We start from the raw sequence: 18,479 nt of genomic DNA on the forward strand, positions 1-18,479 counted from the left end.
GGTCAATGCCGTGCCACGGCACACACTTAATCCCCCAACTCATTTCACTTCACAAGAAAAGGTGACTTCATGACTGAATACCGCATTGAGCACGACACCATGGGCGAGGTCAAGGTTCCGGTTGACGCTCTGTGGCGCGCCCAGACCCAGCGCGCAGTGGAGAACTTCCCAATCTCCGGCCGCGGCCTGGAGTCTGCACAGATTCGCGCGCTTGGCCTTCTCAAGGCCGCATGCGCTCAGGTGAACAAGGACTCCGGCAAGCTGGATGCGGAGAAGGCCGATGCCATCATCGCTGCTGCGACCGAGATTGCTGAAGGCAAGCACGATGACGCTTTCCCCATCGATGTCTTCCAGACCGGTTCCGGCACCTCCTCCAACATGAACACCAACGAGGTCATCGCCTCCATTGCTCACAACAATGGCGTGGAGATTCACCCGAATGACCACGTGAACATGGGCCAATCCTCCAATGACACCTTCCCTACTGCTACCCACGTGGCTGCTACCGAAGCTGCTGTCAATGACCTCATTCCGGGCCTCAAGGTCTTGCACGAGTCCCTCGTGGCAAAGGCCAAGCAGTTCGCCGATGTGGTCAAGTCCGGCCGTACCCACCTCATGGACGCCACCCCGGTCACCTTGGGCCAGGAGTTCGGCGGATACGCACGCCAGATTGAACTCGGTATCGAGCGCATCGAAGCTACCCTTCCGCGTTTGGGCGAGCTGGCCATCGGCGGCACCGCCACCGGTACTGGTCTCAACACGTCCGCTGACTTCGGCGGAAAGGTTACCGAGGAGCTCGTCAAGCTTACCGGCGTGAAGGAGCTGTCTGAGGCCAAGAACCACTTCGAGGCACAGGCTGCACGCGATGCCCTCGTTGAGTTCTCCGGCGCAATGCGCACCGTGGCCATCTCCCTCAACAAGATTGCCAACGATATCCGTTTGATGGGCTCCGGCCCGCTGACTGGTTTGGCAGAGATCCACCTCAAGGATCTGCAGCCAGGCTCCTCCATCATGCCGGGCAAGGTCAACCCCGTTCTGTGTGAGGCAGCCACCATGGTGGTCAGCCAGGTTATCGGTAATGACGCAGCTGTTGCTTTCGGTGGCTCCAACGGCCAGTTCGAGCTCAACGTCTACATCCCGATGATGGCCCGCAACGTCCTCGAGTCCTCCCGCCTGCTGGCGAACGTCTCTCGTGTCTTCGCTGAGAAGTGCATCGACGGCATTGAGGCAAACGAGGAGCGCATGAAGAAGTTCGCGGAGTCCTCCACTTCCATCGTGACCCCGCTGAACTCCAAGATTGGCTACGAGAACGCCGCCAAGGCCGCTAAGCACGCACTGCACGAGAAGATCACTGTCCGCGAGGCAGTCATCGACCTCGGCTTCGTGGATGGCGAGAATCTCACTGAGGAAGAGCTCGACGAGCGCCTCAACGTTCTTACCATGACCAACCGCGACCGCGACGACTTCTAAAAGGTCCCGCACCGCTCACGGCGCCGCCCTCCTTTGAGAGGGCGGCTTCGTCGTTTTGCCAACCGCACACCACCTTGGTGTCCTATGCCATAAATTCATTACATTTTCTCAAACATCACCGTGATTGCACTTGGTGCAAACTTGCACTCGGTGTACTGTTGCACTCTGTGCAAGAAGAAATGTCATTACGCGAGCAGAAGCGTCTCAAGACGCGCCTGCGAATCGAAGACGCCGCTACCCGCTTAGTGGACGAGCGTGGATTCGCCGACGTTACTGTCGAGGAGATCTGTGACGCATCGGGGATTTCTCGGCGCACCTTTTTCAACTATTTCGATTCCAAGGATTCCGCCGTGCTCGGTGCCCCGAGCCACGAATTCACGAAAGAACAGAAGAGCACATTCCTCAACACTCCCACGGACAGCGTCTTCAAGCTGGTAGTTGACCTTGTCAAGGACCACCTCGTTGGTCAACACGTCGATAACGTGATTACGGAACGTCGCCGCCGGATTTCCGGTGATGCTGACGCCGCGGCGGCGTCGCTAAGCCGAAAGCGCGCCATGTCCAACGAAATCCTAGGACTTATCACAGAGCGTCTACGTAAAGATCCTGACTTGCAACTCATGCCCTCTATCGCTGCTGAGACGGAGGCCATTCTCATTTCCTCCGCAATTAGGGAAGCCTTCTGGTTAGCCACAGCATCGCCGGATTTCAGCTGCGACATCCCCTTTGAGCAACGCTTTGAATCTGCGCTCACACTCATTAACGATTTTTCGAAAGGACTGACATGGTAGATACCGCGGCTCAGCCGGCCTCTCAGGCCGACAACAGCAAGCCCGAGAACAACCTTGCCCTCGTTTTCTCTGCCCTCGTGCTCACCATGCTGATGAGCTCCCTGGGCCAGATGATTTTCGCCACTGCCCTTCCCACCATCGTGGGTGAGCTCGGCGGCGTCGACCACATGAGCTGGGTCATCTCCGCTTTCTTGGTCATGATGACGATTGCCATGCCGATTTCCGGCAAGCTCGGCGACATGATGGGCCGCAAGTGGCTCTACATTGGTGGCATTGCTATCTTTGTTATCGGTTCCGCGCTTGGCGGCTTCGCCGACACCATGAATCTGCTCATTATTGGACGTGCGGTACAGGGTTTCGGTGCTGGTTTCATGATGATCTCCTCCCAATCCATCATTGCGGAGGTCACCACTTCCCGTGAGCGCGGCAAGTTCATGGGCATCATGGGTGGCGTCTTCGGCCTGTCCTCCGTCCTTGGCCCAGTCCTGGGCGGTTGGTTTACAGACGGCCCGGGCTGGCGCTGGGGTATGTGGATGAACATCCCGCTGGGTTTGCTCGCCATCACGGTCTGCACCTTGGTTCTCCATTTGCGCGTTGGCGATACCGACCTGCGTAAGTTTGATGTCCTCGGCGCAATCTTCATCGCCATTACCACCGCGTCCCTTATCCTCATGACGACCTGGGGCGGAACTCAGTACGAGTGGTCCGATCCGATCATCATCGGCCTGGGCATCACCGTGGTCATCGGCGCCATCATCACCATCTTTGTGGAGTCTAAGGCCAAGGAGCCGCTCATCCCGGTGCAGCTATTTAAGAACCGCAACATGGTTCTCACCACCGCTGCCGGCATGGTTCTGGGCTTGGCTATGTTCGGTGTGCTGGGCTACATGCCGACCTACCTTCAGATGGTCCACACCCTGACCCCAACGAAGGCGGGTCTCATGATGATCCCGATGATGGTCGGCTTGATCGGCACCTCTACAGCCGTTGGCTTCATTATCGCCCGTACCGGCCACTACAAGCGCTACCCCATCATCGGCCTAGCCATCACCGCCGGTACGTTGTTCTGGATGTCCAAGCTGACTGCAGACACCTCTCTAACCCAGCTCGGCGCGGAGTTCCTTGTCTTCGGCATCGGCCTCGGCTTTGTCATGCAGGTTCTGGTCCTCATCGTCCAGAACTCTTTCCCCGTTGCTCTCGTCGGAACCGCTACCGCGGCAAACAACTTCTTCCGCCAGATCGGTTCCGCCATCGGTGCTTCGCTGGTGGGTTCCCTCTTCATCCACAATATGAAGGATGAGATGGCCGCCAACATGCCTGCCGCCATCAAGTCCATGGGTGAGGCCGGCAAGCCCTTCGCGGAGAAGTTTGCTAGCGCCGAGGGCGGTTCCTCCAACCTGACCCCGGCCCTCGTGGCGCAGATGCCGGATCCCATCAAGGAAGTCATCCTCAACGCTTACAACGACGGCCTGACCCCGGTCATTCTGCTCATGGTTCCGATGGCCATCATCGCTCTCCTGCTCATCCTGCCGGTACGAGAGGAGCACCTCAAGGAGACCATCTCCTAATCACCCGAGGGGTCTAACGCAGGATTCCCAATTGGCGCGCCACCTGTGCAGCCACTCCAATGAGCGCCAGCACGCCGGAGATAATCGCCACGATTGTCCCGGCGCTCATGCCGCCAGAACTCAAGTCTCCACCGAGGGATTTCTTCGTCACCTTTACAGTCTTGGTCAGGTGGTTATCCGATACCTGTGGCTGCCCATTGCGCAGCTCATAGGTAGTGAACGTGACTGTTGCAGTGCCCTCGGACTTGGCCTCGTAGGTACCGTCCTCGTTGACTTTGAGCACCTCAGGATCGCTTGAGCTTGGCGACGCCACCGGAACCCCCAGCTGTGCTCCCCAGAAGCCCTCAGTACTCAGCCCCAAGCTTCCGGAACTCCCAACACTCATACCGCCCGAAGTAACCAGTTCAGCATTTCGAACTGCGCTCTCAGACACGACGATCGGGAACGCGTGGCGGCCGGAGTCTAGACGCTTTGGCTCAAAAGGTTTGTCTTCAGCTGAATACAGGCCCGTCGTGATTTCCCCTACCTCAGCCTGGGCAAACTTGACGTATTTGGGATTCAGAATTGTGTATAGGTGACCATTGCCATGAGCCCACATGCCGTTCTCACTAATGAGTTTTTCCCATTCGCTCGGCCCATTGATGCGATCCGTCGACCACGATTGAACTGCATGTTCCATATCGGCGGTGGATAGAACTTCCATCGCATTATAGTTGTCAAGAGGGTCAGGAGTTTTTGAACCAACAGCGCGAACGTGATCGAACAAGAAGTTTGACTCCGCCGCGCGCTGCAGAGCCGCATGCTCGAGTCCCCGATCCCATGAGATGCTATTCGCATAAGCCTCACGGGAATCATATCCCTTAGCTCGCGCAGCTTGCTGAAGAGTGCCACCATCGAAGGGCAGATTTGCGTCCCACGCTTTGGCGCGAAGCTCTCGAACCTGACGGGTCACCACATCAATTTCAGACTGCATGACTGGCTCAGCGAAGACGTAGGCAAGAGCACCATCAGGATGGTTAACGTCGAGCTCAGCTACAGGAACCGAGCCTGCAGATGGAAAATCCGCAGCCGTTGCGACAGGTGCAGCAAAAGCACCGGTTGCCACGACTGCGGCGGTGGTAAGGGAGAGCACGGACGTGCGTAGAGACATGGTTCACCCACAAAGGCTAGAGGAACAAATACATTCTCTAGCCTAGTGGCACCTATTTCCGCTTGTCCGCGATTTCTGCTTTCTTTTCCTCCGGCTTCGGCAGGAGCAACTCGTAGACATCGGTGTCGCGCCACTGGCCGGCGAGGTCACCATAGGTCATCTTTGCCATGTGGGAGTAGGTTCCCACCTTCACGAAGCCGCGAGACTTGTGAAGCCCTGCAGAGCCCTCGTTCTCAGGGAAGATCCACGAGTGGATAGCCCACTTGTGGAGGTCGCGGCACACCTCGATGAGTTGGTCCAACAAGGCGCCGCCAATGCCTCGGCCTTGGGCTTCCTTGCTCAAGTAGATGGAGTCCTCCACCACACCGTGGAACACGGTGCGGGTGGACGCTTGGGCGGCGCAGACCCAGCCGAGCACCTTCGAGTCATCTTCTGCCTCAACGGCAACGAAGACAGAAGCCATAATTTTGACGTTCTTAAACTCCTCGAAGGTCAACGAGCGGGTCTCATAGGTGGCGTGACCCGTGTTGAGGCCCTGCTCGTAGATCTCACGCATCTGTGGGTAGTCCGCTGCAGTGAACGGACGGATGCGGAAATCCTTCTTTTTGTCTTTCGCGTTTTCGCTCATGGGCACCATTATTACTGGGCTTACTACATTTCTGCCAAGCTACACGCAGCGGTGATCGCCACCTGCGAACGCGCTAATTCTCACCCTCGAGCAGATCGGTGACGAGCTCCGCAATGGCGGAACGCTCCGAACGCTGCAGGGTGACGTGCGCAAACAGTTCGTGCCCCTTCAGTTTCTCGATAACTGCCTGAACACCATCATGGCGGCCCACGCGCAGGTTATCGCGCTGGGCGACGTCATGCGTCAGCACAACGCGCGAGCCACGGCCGAGTCGGGAAAGCACCGTGAGAAGAACGTTGCGTTCAAGGGACTGGGCCTCATCGACGATGACGAAAGAATCGTGAAGGCTGCGACCACGGATGTGGGTCAGCGGAAGCACTTCAAGAAGCCCGCGGTCCTGAACCTCATCCATAACGTTTTCGGATACGAGGCCTTCAAGGGTGTCGTACACCGCCTGCGCCCACGGGTTCATCTTCTCGCTCTCTGAGCCCGGAAGGTAACCCAGCGACTGGCCGCCCACCGCATACATCGGGCGGAAGACCACGATGCGACGGTGCTCACCGCGCTCGAGCACTGCCTCAAGACCTGCGCACAACGCAAGAGCCGACTTACCAGTACCAGCGCGGCCGCCGATGGACATGATGCCCACCGAGGGATCAAGCAGCAAATCCAGTGCCACTCGCTGCTCGGCGGAACGGCCCTGCAGGCCGAATACATTGGCATCGCCACGCACGAGACGCACGGCGCCTTCAGCGGTCATTCGGCCGAGCGCGGACTGTGCACCTGCTTGCAGCGTGACGCCACAATGCACCGGCAGGTCCTCGACGCGAGTTCCGGCGGTGGTCACTGATCCGTCGATAAGCACCTCGCCCTCGCTGTATAACTCATCGATGACGTCTGCTGTGGTGTGGACCGTAGCCATGCCGGTGTAGCCGGTCAGCACGACGTCTTGGGCGTGGTATTCATCTGCCTGCAGGCCCACGGCACCGGCCTTCACACGCAGCGGCACATCTTTAGTGACAAGGACAGTATCTTTGCCCTCGTGCTGCAGATTGAGCGCGCAGGCGAGGATACGGTGGTCCCCCTCAGGACCACGGAATGCGGCGGGGAGCAGGGACTGGTCTTGGTGGTTTAGCTCCACGCGCAGCGTGCCACCTTCTGCGCTTACTGGAACCGGCTGATCCAGTGCATCGTAGGTGGCGCGAAGGTCCTCCAAAAAGCGAAGAGCTTGGCGGGCGAACCAGCCAAGCTCCGGGTGATGACGTTTTCCTTCCAACTCTGAAATGACGACGATGGGCAGAACCACATCGTGCTCGGCGAACTTACGCAGCGCCCAGGGATCGGAGAGGAGGACAGAGGTATCAATGACGTACGTCTTAGTGGCCACGGTGGCCTCATTCGACTGCTCAGTGAGGACGGAAGGATTGGTCATAGCGTCAGGGTTCTCCCTTGTGGTGCCGACCCAACTCATCGACCTGGGACGGCGTGGTGAAGCGGGTGTGTTGTGAACTATCCGGAGGTCCTATGGAAACCTCCGAACACTGCCCAAACTAGAGGCCGAAGGTTGAAATTACATGGGTGCAAGATGAACAGTATTAAAACGACAACCCCCGGCGTCACACCATTCCCACGAGTCAACGTGGGGGTGGCATGAACGCCGGGAAAGATACTAAGACTAGTTCTTAGCCACGAAGTTCTTAGTTGATGGTGGCCTCGTACTTGCCGGAGTCACCCTTCATCCAAGAAATGGTGCCGTTGGTGAACTCCTGAATCCAACCGTTGCCTTCGGCCTTCTCCGGTGCGGTTGGAAGGCCGATCTCGCTGTCCAGGCCGCCCTCTTTAGTCCAGGTCTCAGCGATCTTGCCGATGACCGGCTGGGAGCCAGCATCCTCACTGAAGGCAAGCAGCTTGTCCTTGGCGAAGGTAGCGATGCTGCCGTCACCGGAAGTCTCGACGGACTGCGGGTCGCCCCACTCAGCTGCCTTCTCCTTAATAGCCTTGGCAAAGTCGGCCGGAACCTCAACCTCACCGTTAGCGGTCTCGATGGACTCCTTGCCGCCCTCCGAGTCAGAAGACTCGGAGGAATCAGCAGAGTCAGAAGCATCAGCGGAGTCGGAAGAATCTGCAGAGTCAGAAGCATCAGCGGAGTCAGAAGCGTCAGCGTCGGCGTCCTTATCCTTGGAGCCCTTTACGGAATCCTTAGCGTCGTTGGCAGCGGAGCCGGCAGCATCGGTGGCGTCGGAAGCTGCGGACTGGGCAGCGTCGCCAGCCTCCTTAGCAGCATCCTCAGCGTCGGAGCATGCTACAACGCCCAAGGACAGGGTGGCGGCAGCGATACCAGCAGCGAAACGACGGGTCATCTTCTTCATTGTTTATTCCTTTCTCATAAACTTTTGTTGAGAACGGACTCCACCGTAGGTTCGTAAAAATTTTTTAGCCACCACTTATCGTGTGATTTGACAACAAAATTGAAGGATCAACGCCGTTTCCGCTGCTGAGACCCCCTATATCTTTTCGGTAACGGTTTTGTTTTCGAGGCTCCTTGGGACTGCCTGCGTGCTTGCTTGGCCTTTGCTTTGTCCCGTGCACTGCGCTTTTCAACGTTGTTGCGTGAGGTATTCCTCGTCCTTCCCTTAGCCACACCCACGAAGTCTTGAATCTCATCACTGTCGTCATCCTTGCGCCATACGAGGGCGATTCCCGTCAGAGGAACGGAGGGGTCATTAAAGCCGAGCGCAACTACTTGTTTCTTGCTCAGCACTTTAAGCAGCGGACGTGGCGCCACCACGATTCCCACGTTGGCGGCGACGACTTGGAGTGCGGTGCGGACCGAGGGGACGTCGACAAGCGCGTCAGCCCCAATCCTGTAATTCACAATCTCCTCAGCGACATCCTCAGGGTCGAGGTCCTCCCCTACCTCAGCGTAGACGGAGTCTTTGGGCACTGCGATGCCCGGTGCTTCCTCATAGAGACGGACAATATGGAAGCTCTCATCGATGCGCGGATCGGGCAGACGAGTAAGCGCCACATGTGCGTCACCTGCCAAAAGCACAGCTGTGGCATCATCTGAGTCGAGCGTGACAAGGGACTCTGCAGAATGCATATCACGGTAGCGGCGAAACCATTTGCCGGGTTCGGTACCAGTGGAAAAGACAAGGCGGAGCATGCATCTCATCCTACGGTGCTGCTACCGTGGTGAGCGTGACTGATACCCCACGTACCAATGCGACCGAGCCTTCCGGCACTGCCATGCGCGCGCAGACTGCGGCCAAGAAGCTGGGTATTTACCTGCCCGCCGCCCCGGAAGACTTTCAGGCTAATGCTGTAACACACGCGGAGCTGCGTGAGCTTCAAGAGAACCCACCCGAGTGGCTCGCTACACTACGCCGCGAAGGCCCCCATCCGCGCCCAGTCGTGGCGCAAAAGCTGGGCATCTCCGTAACCGCGCTGAAGAAGAACGACATGGATCGCCCGCTCACCACCGCAGAGATCAAAGAACTCCTCAGCGCAATGCCCGAATGGCTGGAAGCCGCTCGTAAGGCACACGCTGAGGAGCGCTCGGAAAAGAGTAGCGAGGCTTAAACCAGCTTCCATTCCTCAAGGCCGTCATACAGCGGGAAGTCCGCGGCGACCTTTTCAACGCGGGCGCGCAGAGAGGCGACGTCCGCGTTCTTACCGTTAGCCAGTGCCGTACCGATAACATCGGCAACCTCGGTGAAGGCCGCGGTATCCAGGCCACGGGTAGCCAGGGCCGGAGTACCGATTCGCAGGCCAGAGGTGACCATCGGCGGGCGCGGATCATTCGGCACAGCGTTGCGATTGACGGTGATACCTACCTCGTGGAGGAGATCCTCGGCCTGCTGGCCGTCGAGTTCAGAGTTGCGCAGGTCCGCAAGGACCAAGTGCACGTCGGTGCCACCAGTAAGCACGTCCACGCCGGCCTTGGTGCAATCCTCAGCGGTGAGGCGCTCTGCCAGAATCTGTGCGCCTTCGATGGTGCGCTGCTGACGCTCCTTGAACTCCTCAGTAGCAGCGATCTTCAGCGCGATGGCCTTCGCCGCAATCACGTGCATGAGCGGACCGCCCTGCTGGCCTGGGAAGACGTTGGAGTTGATCTTCTTAGCAAAGTCCTGCTTTGCCAGGATGAGGCCGGAGCGCGGGCCGCCGAGGGTCTTGTGCACGGTGGAGGACACAACGTCAGAGTGCGGGACCGGGGAGGGGTGCAGACCGGCGGCTACGAGGCCAGCAAAGTGGGCCATATCCGTCCACAGGTAGGCGCCAACCTCATCAGCGATGGAGCGGAAAGCCTCGAAGTCAATGGTGCGCGGGTAAGCAGACCAACCAGCGATGATGACCTGCGGCTTTTCGGCCAGTGCCTGCTCACGGACCTTGTCCATGTCCAAGCGCATGGTCTCGGGGTCCACCTCATAGGCAGCGACTTCGTACAGCTTGCCGGAGAAGTTGAGCTTCATGCCGTGGGTAAGGTGGCCACCATGGGCGAGGGACAGACCCATGATCTTGTCGCCCGGGTTAATCAGGGAACCCAGAACCGCGGCATTAGCCTGGGCACCGGAGTGGGGCTGAACGTTGGCAAACTCGGCACCGAAGAGGGACTTGGCACGATCGCGAGCCAGATCCTCAACGATGTCCACGTGCTCACAGCCACCGTAGTAACGACGCCCTGGGTAACCCTCTGCGTACTTGTTGGTGAGAACAGAGCCTTGGGCCTGCAGGACCGCACGCGGAACAAAGTTCTCGGAAGCGATCATCTCCAGGGTGTCGCGCTGGCGAGCAATCTCACCAGTGATGGCGCCGAAGACCTCTGGGTCGAGCTCGCGCATCTCTTGGTAGCGCACGTCAGCAGAATTCGAAGTGGTCATAGAAACGTAGAGTCCCTTCTCAAAGATGGTCCTGTGGAAAGTCGCCGAAGCTAGTTCTACATCCTAACGCCGACCTCCCCCGCGCGGGGGATTTTTCCTTCCCACTGATTGCACGCACTGGTCGGGCGAATGGAACAATGGTCGGCATGGCGCGAATGACCGACGGGAGCCCGTACCTCGACTTTGACCGTGATACATGGCGCGCCCTGCGTAAATCCATGCCGCAGGTGCTGACAGAGACTGAGGTTCAGAAACTCCGCGGCCTTAATGATCGCATCGATCTCACGGAGGTCGCCGAGGTGTACCTGCCGTTGTCTCGCCTTATCCACATGCAGGTCAAGGCCCGCCAAGAACTCACTGCCTCCACCGAAGCCTTTTTAGGCAACCCACCTACCCACGTACCTTTCGTCATTGGGGTGGCCGGTTCGGTGGCCGTAGGAAAATCCACCACGGCGCGTCTTCTCCAAGTGCTGCTGCAGCGCTGGGATTCCCACCCCAAGGTGGACCTTGTCACCACCGATGGCTTCCTTTACCCCACCGCTTACCTCAAAGAGCACGGCCTCATGCAGCGCAAAGGTTATCCCGAGTCCTATGACCGCCGCGCACTGATGCGCTTTGTCACCGACGTGAAGTCCGGAATACCACTGGTGAAGGCACCTTTGTACTCACACGTGTCCTATGACATCGTTCCCGGCGAATACCAAGAAGTCCACCAACCAGACATCCTCATCTTGGAGGGCCTCAACGTTCTCCAAACCGGCCCCACGCTCATGGTTTCTGATCTGTTTGACTTTTCCGTCTACGTGGACGCCCGCGTGGACGATATTGAGCGCTGGTATATCGAGCGATTCCTCAAGCTTCGCCACACGGCTTTCCGCGAGCCGGGTGCGCACTTCGCGTCCTTCGCCGATATGACCGATGAGGAAGCATACGAGCAAGCCCGTGAGATTTGGCAGTCCATTAACCTGCCCAACCTCATGGAGAACATCCTGCCGACGCGCGTGCGCGCGTCCCTCGTGCTACGCAAAGGTTCTCACCATTTGGTGGACCGAGTCCGTATGCGCAAACTTTAGATTCGGCAGCTAGCGTCCAAAACGGCGCGAGCGCTGTGAATAATCTCGCAATGCGCGCAGGAAATCCACGCGTCTGAAAGCCGGCCAGTAGGTATCCGTAAACCAGATCTCAGAGTAAGCAGCCTGCCACAGCAAAAAGCCCGACAAGCGCTGCTCGCCCGACGTGCGAATAACCAGGTCAGGGTCCGGAAGGCCCTTGGTATACAGGTTGCTGGTGATGGCCTCCGCGGTCACGTTCTCCGCAATCGCTTCAGCACTCAACCCCTTCTGCGCTTCACTGCGGATGAGGCTCTGGACAGCGTCGACAATCTCCTGACGCCCTCCATAACCCACCGCAATATTGACGATAACGCCTTTGTGGTCTTCCGTAGCTGCAGCGGCACAGCGCATCTTCTCGGTGACCTTTTCTGGAAGCAAATCCAGATGCCCCACCAGGCGAATCTGACAATCCAGCTCACCCTGTGACAGGTGCGTGACTACATCAGAGATGATGTCGAAAAGGAGCTGTACCTCCTGCTGGCTGCGCTTGAGGTTCTCAGTGGACAGCAGGTAGATGGTCACGACTTCAATGTCGGTGCCATCGCACCACGAAATCATTTCACTGATTTTCCGCGCGCCTTGGCGGTGACCATGGCTAATGTCCGTGAACCCAGCCTCCCGCGCCCATCGGCGGTTGCCGTCCGCCATGATGGCCACGTGCCGTGGTTGCGGCTTGCCCTTAATCTCTCGCGTCAGGCGCGCTTCATACAGGGGGTAAAGCGCTTGGCTGAGGAATGTCACGGTCTCGCCCTCCGCGTTAGAAGATGGACTTCTTACTGGTATCGAGGATGCCCGCTTCCTTCATAGCGGCGTCAACAGCCTCATCATCGAAAGGATCAATGCCATGGTCCTCCGCAAACATGGTGCGGCGGCGGAAACGGGAGTAGCGGCGGTGGAAGTTCCAACCGGCAAACAGCACTGCGACGCCCATCAGCGCAAGGATCAACAGGCCGATGGGAGACGCCTTACCAAACTCCGGCCCCACCGGCCCGCTTTGCGCGCCTTGGGCCAAAAGGGCGACGTCGTGTGCCGCGAAGTACAAAGCGTTCATGCTTCTAAGACTCCCCTACTTCCGGGATTCCTGCAAATAAATCATTTTCGGGCAGCTCCGTGGATACCCGCGTCTTAGCCAACTCAAATTCTTCCGTAGGCCAGTGCTGTTGTTGGACCTCCACGGGCGTCGCCAAGAATGCTCCTGCGGGATCAATCTGAGTGGCATGCGCGCGAAGAGCGTCCTCACGGTTCTGGAAGTAGTCCGCGCACTCCACCTGGGTGGTCACGCGCGCCATAATGTCACCAAACGTTGTGTCCCAGCGCGCCAACATAGGCTCGTAGGGGCTCACCTTGCCTTCCTCCAGCAGCAAATCGTGGAAGATCTTCATGCGCTGGTACACGAACCCGTGGCTGTAGTACAGCTTCTGAGGCTCCCAGGCCTGACCAAGCTCGGGGTGGTAGGACTCATCCCCAGCCTTGTCCCACGCAATCATGGAGGAGCGATACACCATAAGGTGGTCCGGGTGGGGGTACCCGCCATTCTCGTCATAGGTGATGATGACCTGTGGTTTGAACTCGCGAATGATCTTCACCAGTTCTTGCGCCACATCATCGTCGTCCATGAGGGCGAAGCAACCTTCAGGGAGCAGGTCCTTAATATTGGGGGCTAGAGGATTACCCGGCAAACCGGAGTCAATATGACCTAGCCACCTGTGTTGGACACCCAATGCTGCCGCAGCCTCGGCCATCTCCTCGCGGCGGATGCTGCCCATGTTTTCCAGGACCCCGGGACGATCCATGGCTGGGTTAATGATGTCCCCTCGCTCACCACCGGTACAGGTCACTACGAGGACCTCTGCGCCTTCGGCGGCGTACTTGGCGGTGGTGGCGGCACCTTTCGAGGATTCATCGTCTGGGTGCGCGTGAATAGCTAACAGGCGCTTGGTAGTCACTAGGTGATACATCTCCCTTTACCGTCGTCTTAAACAATGGCTCAGTCTAGTGGATAGTTTGTTCTGGTCGAAGGTTGGCTAGAATCAGATTCATGTCTTCCGCTGGTTCCGCTCGTCCTGCCTCCCGTTCCCAGTCCCGTTATGGCTCTTCCACTAAGAGCAAGGGTTCATGGACGAACCGCGCCATCGTCCTTGTTTTTGTAGCTGTTTTCATCGCCATGGTTTTCTTTGGCGTGCAGTATTTCCGCACTCAGCAAAAGGTCAATGCGAACATTTCCTATGTCTCGCACGAGATTCTTTCTGATGACACGGCCCGAATCTGGGTCGACATTACCCGCAACCGCGTGGAAGAACCCGCGTACTGCATTGTTCAGGCCTTCGATTACTCCAAGGCCGAGGTCGGCCGCCGCGAAATCGCCGTCCCCGCTGGCGGTGAGGAAGCCCAGCGCGTGGCTATCGACGTTCCTACGAACCACCGCGCGGTAGCTGGCGGCGCCTACGGTTGTTCCGGCAATATCCCTTCATACTTGGACATCGACACCATGGATTCTGTCGAATTCACGGGTGAGGCAACAGATAGCTAAAAGCCCAGCTATGCTAGTATGTTGAGCGTTCTGAATGGGCCGCGCCACCAGCGCTTTTGCACCCATTCTTTTGAGAAGTTATCCGTAAACGGAAGGTTGCACCATGGCTGAGCCGCAGAAGCAGTACATCACCCCGGAAACCAAGGCCAAGCTCGAGGCCGAACTGCAGGCCCTCATTGATCACCGCCCGGTCGTCGCTGCCGAGATTAACGAGCGCCGCGAGGAGGGTGACCTCAAGGAGAACGCCGGTTACGATGCCGCGCGTGAGATGCAGGACCAGGAAGAGGCCCGCATCAAGCAGATTTCTGAGGTTCTGGCTAACTCCACCACCGAGCGCACCGCCGTCCAGGAAGGTGTCGCCCACATCGGTTCCGTTGTTCACGTCTACTACAACGGCGATGAGGACGACCGCGAGACCTTCCTCATCGGTACCCGCGCTGCTGCCTCCGACAACAAGGATCTGGAAACCTACTCCGAGCAGTCCCCACTGGGCGCCGCTTTGCTGGGCGCCGCCGAGGGCGAGACCCGCGAATACACCGCTCCGAACGGCAAGACTTTGTCAGTCACCGTGGTCTCTGCAGCACCGTATGATTCTGCAAAGGCCGCCACGCCGCGCCAGTCCTAACTTATACTGCTCTACATCACCGTTTTCTGAGAAAGAGTTCTATCCCATGAAGAAGTTCACTCGTTTCGCCGCTGCCGGTCTGGCCGTCACCGCTGGCCTTACTCTCGCCGCTTGCCACCCGCCGAGCCAGCAAGATTCCGATGAAAAAGTCGATACTGCTGTCACCTTCGAGGGTGAGGCTCCGGGCGCCGGTGCTTCCGAGGAAACCGCAACCGAAACCGTGACCGAGGTTGCCACCGAAGTTGCCCCTGCGACTGGCTCCGAAGTTGTAACCAACTAGCTTCACGCCGAAGCGGCACCACGATTGTTGTGGTGCCGCTTTTTGCGTTTTGCTCGTCGTAGCTTAGTCCGCGTCCCGTGCCCATTCCCCAATCACGCCCGGAAGCACCGCCGGCGATTCTCCAAGCAGGTCACGTTTGTTGGGATCTCGCTCAACCTGCGTGGTCACGGATTTGATCCGCTTTTCATTCTCTCCTCCACGGGCCGCGCCGCCCATCATGGGCATCATGCGGAGGCCCGCAGCGCCCTTCGCCACCTGTGCCCCAGTCTTAGCTGCTACGCCGGCGCCACTGTTTCCTGCGCCTCCAACCGCACCCCCAATAGGGCCAGTGACGGATCCACCAGCTCCGCCTGCGCTTGCCGACGCCCTTCCATCCTTCGCCCCACCAGTCGCCGCTGCTCCCGGCAGTCCGCCGATAACGGGATGTGTTCCGGTTTGTGGCGCGGTGCCAGATGCTCCCAATCCCCCGAGACCTGCTGCCGAGGTCGCTGGATTCTCAGGAATACGACCAAGCCCTCTGCCCAAACCACTGTTCATGCCGCTCGGCATTCCGCCTGCCCGCGAACCTGCCGTACCGCCACGGCCTCCAGGCAGCCCCATGGCTCCCATACCGGATGCTCCCACACCGGTGCCGCTTCCCAAGCCGGCCGCCGACAGGGTTTGTCCGACTCCCGATTGAACGCCGCCTAATGGATTCACGGAACTAACCCCAGCGGTGGCTGCTGAAGTGTCCATTTGTGAGGCGTCGATAGGCTCAAGCGCCTCACCAAACCCCAGCTCGCTCAAGATACTGCGCCCTCGGTTGCGCAAATCTGACTGGAACTGCGCAGCCTCTGCCGCGTCCATTCCCAGTTCCGACAGCCCCTTCATCTGCCCTTTCGCAGCGTCAAAAGAACCTGGACCAACCTCGCCGTTCTCAATAGCCTCTGCTATCTGCTTGGGCCAGGTAACACCGTCGGTGTTGTACTGCGTTCCATCCCCAGCCACTGCTCCGAATTCCGTGCTTACATCGCCACCACCAGACGGCGGGGCTGCATCCATCAGTGCGTGTTGGTACGGCATCGCCATGACAACGCCCTCTTGCAGCAGCCCCTGCATATAAAGTAACGCTGCCTCTTCCGCCGCTGCGCGCGTAGCAGGCTCCGGGATAGCCATCACCTCGAAGGCAAGCGCAACTGCCTCTGCCTGGGTACTCATGATGCGGGCCTGCAAGCCGAAGAGCTTCTGCTGCATCACCGCGGAATTCGCAATGAAGTGCGTACCAGCTTGGGCAACCTCGCGGATCTTTGCTGCCGCCCTCGTCGTTGGCTCAGAGTCATTCTCCGACTCCAACGACGCCGCCGAAGCATGGAGCCCCTCAACGATGTCCCCAACTTCCGTGCTCAACGAACTCCAGCGCGCTTGTGCTTCCGAGACATCCCAAAATCTCGTAGTGAACAAATCGGAGGCCAGCCCCATAATCGAAGGACCCGGATCCACAACCGGCATCGTGAACCCAAACGGGCTGTACCCCGGGTCCGGCTGTTCCACGATAGGCATTGCTTCCGCTCCACCGCCGCCTCCAGCATCCGCGACGTCGAGCCCACGGCTATTCAGTTCATCCTGCGACGAGAAGCCAGCTAGCTCGGTTTGCAGTGTGTCCCCTAACCATGCGACCTGACTCCTAAATCCGTCAAGCGAATTTCGCGCAGAACCCGGATCCGTCGCCAACACACGCTGGTGGATCGCACCGACTTCACTTAGGCCTGTAACTGTAGAAAATCCCCCGTCAAGCGGGCTATGCGTACCTTGCCCTAAAATAGTAATCTCTCTGCTGAGGCGATTTACATTTTGAATCTGACTTTCAAAACTTTCTTGATTAATATTCATCTTACCTCTTGTCTTACATTAACGAAAAAAGGATTCGATCGGCCGACAAGCACTTTTCTGACATAGTCTTATCAGCACGTATTTCAGTCCAAGAAACCGAAACTATTCCTCGAATCGTTTCAATAAATACCGTGCAGGTTGCGTTAGGTATGAATTCATCTTCAACTCCATATGCGTTAGGAGTCCTGAACTGAACCGCACTAAACGATTCTGGAAATGCATTCTTTATTTCATCCATTGTTTCTTGACGAGCTTCTACCGTTACGCTCGCCGTGCTTGCCCCCGAGATAAAAGCGAAATCACAAGATCGATAACCACTTCTTTTTCGAGGTTCTCCTGACCGCTCCAAGCCCAACGGCTCAAGAGCTTCAGTTAATATTTCTTCACACGGGTCAAAGACCCTAAATCCAGCTTGAGTTCGATCAAAAGATCCGAGTGGCGGCAGCACCCCACCTCCCGATTGCCCCACCCCACTTGCAGTCTCATTCCCCCTCTCCCCCGTGGCGGTGACATCAGCGACCCCCGAGACCGCTGAGTCACCGCCATCCTTAACATCAGAGAAATCGTGAGAACCCCCGGTACCAACGCCATGAGAACGAACACCCAGACCCTGCAGTGATGCACAGCTCGATAGCACCCCCATACAAGCCGCCACCAGCACAAGGCCCCCGATTCGCTTCATGGTTTCCCTTCTCAACCAATCTCTCTGACTTTTCGAAGCCACCTTCCGGAGCGGACTCCGTGAGCGGCTTCGGAAACAAGAATGCACGAAAAACCACGGTCTGTCTCGGCAGAATCTATGAACTACTTAAGAATTTGCTCAATCGACGAGAATTATCAATAAATACTATTAGAAATTTAACCAATAGGTGCTGGCTAGACACTGTGACACAGACAACCATCCGGCCGGAAGAATTAGATGGATCTAATTTGCAAAAATCTAAACGGGTACCCCCGAATTACAATAGTGAAAGTAGATGAGCTGGGCTTTTTCGGTCGATGCATTGAGCGAGTATTTTTCTTAAATCGATGTTTTCCGCAAGCAACGCCAAGCACTGTCAGCCACGAGGTAAAAGTATGCTTATGTACGGAACATTATCGAAACTGTTCACTAAAAGGCAGAAGCTCAAATCCTCACGCATCAGCTAAATCGACCATGAATCATCAAAGAAAATCGGATACTGCACCATTGCGGGACGCGACCCCAATCGTCGTCATTTTCGACGAAAAAGAGGGCCACGGCCACTACCACTTGGACGGCAGGCGAATGTCACCCGGAGAATCCTTCATTGGGGGTAGCGCGAAACCCTAACCACAAGACCAACCCCGACGTCGTATTAAACGACGATCAGCTCGCTTGTCTCAAATCGTTTTGGCGAAGCATGGGTTCGTCGTTTCTGACGATGATAGGAAAAATCACCGATTTCCAAGTCTCACTTTTTCGCCGGGTTCCCACCCGCTTCATCGTCGTCGTTTAGTTCGACGAGCAAGCCAGCCGCATCGCCGGCCCAACCTTCTAGAAGGGAATATCGCCACCGTCAGTGTTGTCGCGGTCTGCCGGGTCGGTCATATCAAA

At 57.6% G+C, this 18,479-nt stretch carries 20 protein-coding genes; 9 read left to right on the forward strand and 11 right to left on the reverse strand.

Going from position 1 to position 18,479, the window contains the following annotated elements:
- Positions 1–69 precede the first annotated feature (69 nt).
- The 3 genes from HMPREF2875_RS08075 to HMPREF2875_RS08085 all read left to right on the forward strand — a co-directional run bounded on the left by HMPREF2875_RS08075 (position 70) and on the right by HMPREF2875_RS08085 (position 3,829).
- Positions 70–1,470 carry a class II fumarate hydratase gene (locus tag HMPREF2875_RS08075; RefSeq protein WP_070671936.1) on the forward strand — a complete coding sequence of 467 codons (1,401 nt, stop codon included), beginning with the start codon at positions 70–72 and terminating at the stop codon, positions 1,468–1,470.
- Between the two features lie 179 nt (positions 1,471–1,649).
- Positions 1,650–2,261 (forward strand): TetR family transcriptional regulator, encoded by a 612-nt coding sequence (locus HMPREF2875_RS08080; RefSeq protein WP_141754601.1) that lies wholly within the window; start codon positions 1,650–1,652, stop codon positions 2,259–2,261.
- Entirely contained in the window at positions 2,255–3,829 is a 1,575-nt protein-coding gene (locus tag HMPREF2875_RS08085) for an MDR family MFS transporter (protein WP_070671941.1), read from the forward strand. The genes HMPREF2875_RS08080 and HMPREF2875_RS08085 overlap by 7 nt, the downstream gene beginning before the upstream one ends.
- 13 nt (positions 3,830–3,842) lie before the next feature.
- Here the strand turns inward: HMPREF2875_RS08085 and HMPREF2875_RS08090 are convergent, their stop codons facing one another.
- The 5 genes from HMPREF2875_RS08090 to HMPREF2875_RS08110 all read right to left on the reverse strand — a co-directional run bounded on the left by HMPREF2875_RS08090 (position 3,843) and on the right by HMPREF2875_RS08110 (position 8,773).
- Positions 3,843–4,979, reverse strand: a complete 1,137-nt coding sequence (locus tag HMPREF2875_RS08090; protein WP_070671943.1) for a hypothetical protein — start codon at positions 4,977–4,979, stop codon at positions 3,843–3,845.
- 52 nt (positions 4,980–5,031) lie between these two features.
- Positions 5,032–5,607, reverse strand: a complete 576-nt coding sequence (locus tag HMPREF2875_RS08095; protein ID WP_070671945.1) for a GNAT family N-acetyltransferase — start codon at positions 5,605–5,607, stop codon at positions 5,032–5,034.
- 73 nt (positions 5,608–5,680) lie between these two features.
- The gene (locus HMPREF2875_RS08100) at positions 5,681–7,039 is read right to left on the reverse strand and encodes a PhoH family protein (protein ID WP_070671947.1); all 1,359 of its coding nucleotides are present in this window, start codon (positions 7,037–7,039) and stop codon (positions 5,681–5,683) included.
- Positions 7,040–7,304: 265 nt separating this feature from the next.
- Complete coding sequence (locus tag HMPREF2875_RS08105; protein WP_070671949.1) at positions 7,305–7,976, reverse strand: LGFP repeat-containing protein; 672 nt, start codon at positions 7,974–7,976, stop codon at positions 7,305–7,307.
- Between the two features lie 107 nt (positions 7,977–8,083).
- Entirely contained in the window at positions 8,084–8,773 is a 690-nt protein-coding gene (locus tag HMPREF2875_RS08110; RefSeq protein WP_070671951.1) for a LysR family transcriptional regulator substrate-binding protein, read from the reverse strand.
- Between the two features lie 83 nt (positions 8,774–8,856).
- Here HMPREF2875_RS08110 and HMPREF2875_RS08115 point away from each other — a divergent pair, with 83 nt between their 5' ends.
- Entirely contained in the window at positions 8,857–9,189 is a 333-nt protein-coding gene (locus HMPREF2875_RS08115; RefSeq protein ID WP_115024283.1) for a DUF5997 family protein, read from the forward strand.
- Here HMPREF2875_RS08115 and glyA read toward each other — a convergent pair.
- Complete coding sequence (gene glyA, locus HMPREF2875_RS08120; protein ID WP_070671955.1) at positions 9,186–10,487, reverse strand: serine hydroxymethyltransferase; 1,302 nt, start codon at positions 10,485–10,487, stop codon at positions 9,186–9,188. The genes HMPREF2875_RS08115 and glyA overlap by 4 nt on opposite strands.
- Positions 10,488–10,633: 146 nt before the next feature.
- On the opposite strand from glyA, the gene coaA reads away from it, so the two are divergent.
- The gene (coaA, locus tag HMPREF2875_RS08125) at positions 10,634–11,560 is read left to right on the forward strand and encodes a type I pantothenate kinase (protein WP_070671987.1); all 927 of its coding nucleotides are present in this window, start codon (positions 10,634–10,636) and stop codon (positions 11,558–11,560) included.
- A gap of 9 nt (positions 11,561–11,569) precedes the next feature.
- On the opposite strand, the gene HMPREF2875_RS08130 is transcribed toward coaA, so the two are convergent.
- Genes HMPREF2875_RS08130 through mca form a run of 3 tightly spaced genes read right to left on the reverse strand, consistent with a single transcriptional unit; the run spans position 11,570 to position 13,557 of the window.
- Positions 11,570–12,340: an isoprenyl transferase gene (locus HMPREF2875_RS08130; RefSeq protein WP_070671957.1), complete on the reverse strand. Its 771-nt coding sequence runs from the start codon at positions 12,338–12,340 to the stop codon at positions 11,570–11,572.
- A 16-nt stretch (positions 12,341–12,356) separates the two neighbouring features.
- Complete coding sequence (locus tag HMPREF2875_RS08135) at positions 12,357–12,650, reverse strand: hypothetical protein (protein WP_039674700.1); 294 nt, start codon at positions 12,648–12,650, stop codon at positions 12,357–12,359.
- A 4-nt stretch (positions 12,651–12,654) separates the two neighbouring features.
- A complete protein-coding gene (gene mca / locus HMPREF2875_RS08140; protein WP_371327565.1) occupies positions 12,655–13,557 on the reverse strand; it encodes a mycothiol conjugate amidase Mca in 903 nt (300 codons plus the stop codon).
- Between the two features lie 80 nt (positions 13,558–13,637).
- Between mca and HMPREF2875_RS08145 the strand changes: the two genes are divergently transcribed.
- From HMPREF2875_RS08145 to HMPREF2875_RS08155, 3 genes are all read left to right on the forward strand, one after another.
- Entirely contained in the window at positions 13,638–14,129 is a 492-nt protein-coding gene (locus tag HMPREF2875_RS08145) for a DUF4307 domain-containing protein (protein WP_070671959.1), read from the forward strand.
- Positions 14,130–14,232: 103 nt separating this feature from the next.
- A complete protein-coding gene (gene greA, locus HMPREF2875_RS08150; RefSeq protein WP_070671962.1) occupies positions 14,233–14,754 on the forward strand; it encodes a transcription elongation factor GreA in 522 nt (173 codons plus the stop codon).
- Positions 14,755–14,800: 46 nt separating this feature from the next.
- Entirely contained in the window at positions 14,801–15,034 is a 234-nt protein-coding gene (locus tag HMPREF2875_RS08155) for a hypothetical protein (RefSeq protein ID WP_070671965.1), read from the forward strand.
- A 63-nt stretch (positions 15,035–15,097) separates the two neighbouring features.
- Here HMPREF2875_RS08155 and HMPREF2875_RS08160 read toward each other — a convergent pair whose 3' ends face one another.
- Positions 15,098–16,573 (reverse strand): hypothetical protein, encoded by a 1,476-nt coding sequence (locus tag HMPREF2875_RS08160; protein WP_070671992.1) that lies wholly within the window; start codon positions 16,571–16,573, stop codon positions 15,098–15,100.
- 343 nt (positions 16,574–16,916) lie between these two features.
- Entirely contained in the window at positions 16,917–17,585 is a 669-nt protein-coding gene (locus tag HMPREF2875_RS13260; protein ID WP_083311890.1) for a DUF3558 family protein, read from the reverse strand.
- 675 nt (positions 17,586–18,260) lie between these two features.
- Here HMPREF2875_RS13260 and HMPREF2875_RS13835 point away from each other — a divergent pair.
- The coding region (locus HMPREF2875_RS13835) for a hypothetical protein (RefSeq protein WP_210388173.1) at positions 18,261–18,479 on the forward strand (219 nt) is incomplete at its 3' end.

The organism is Corynebacterium sp. HMSC078H07, from assembly GCF_001812805.1.
In the GTDB taxonomy this organism is placed as follows: domain Bacteria; phylum Actinomycetota; class Actinomycetes; order Mycobacteriales; family Mycobacteriaceae; genus Corynebacterium.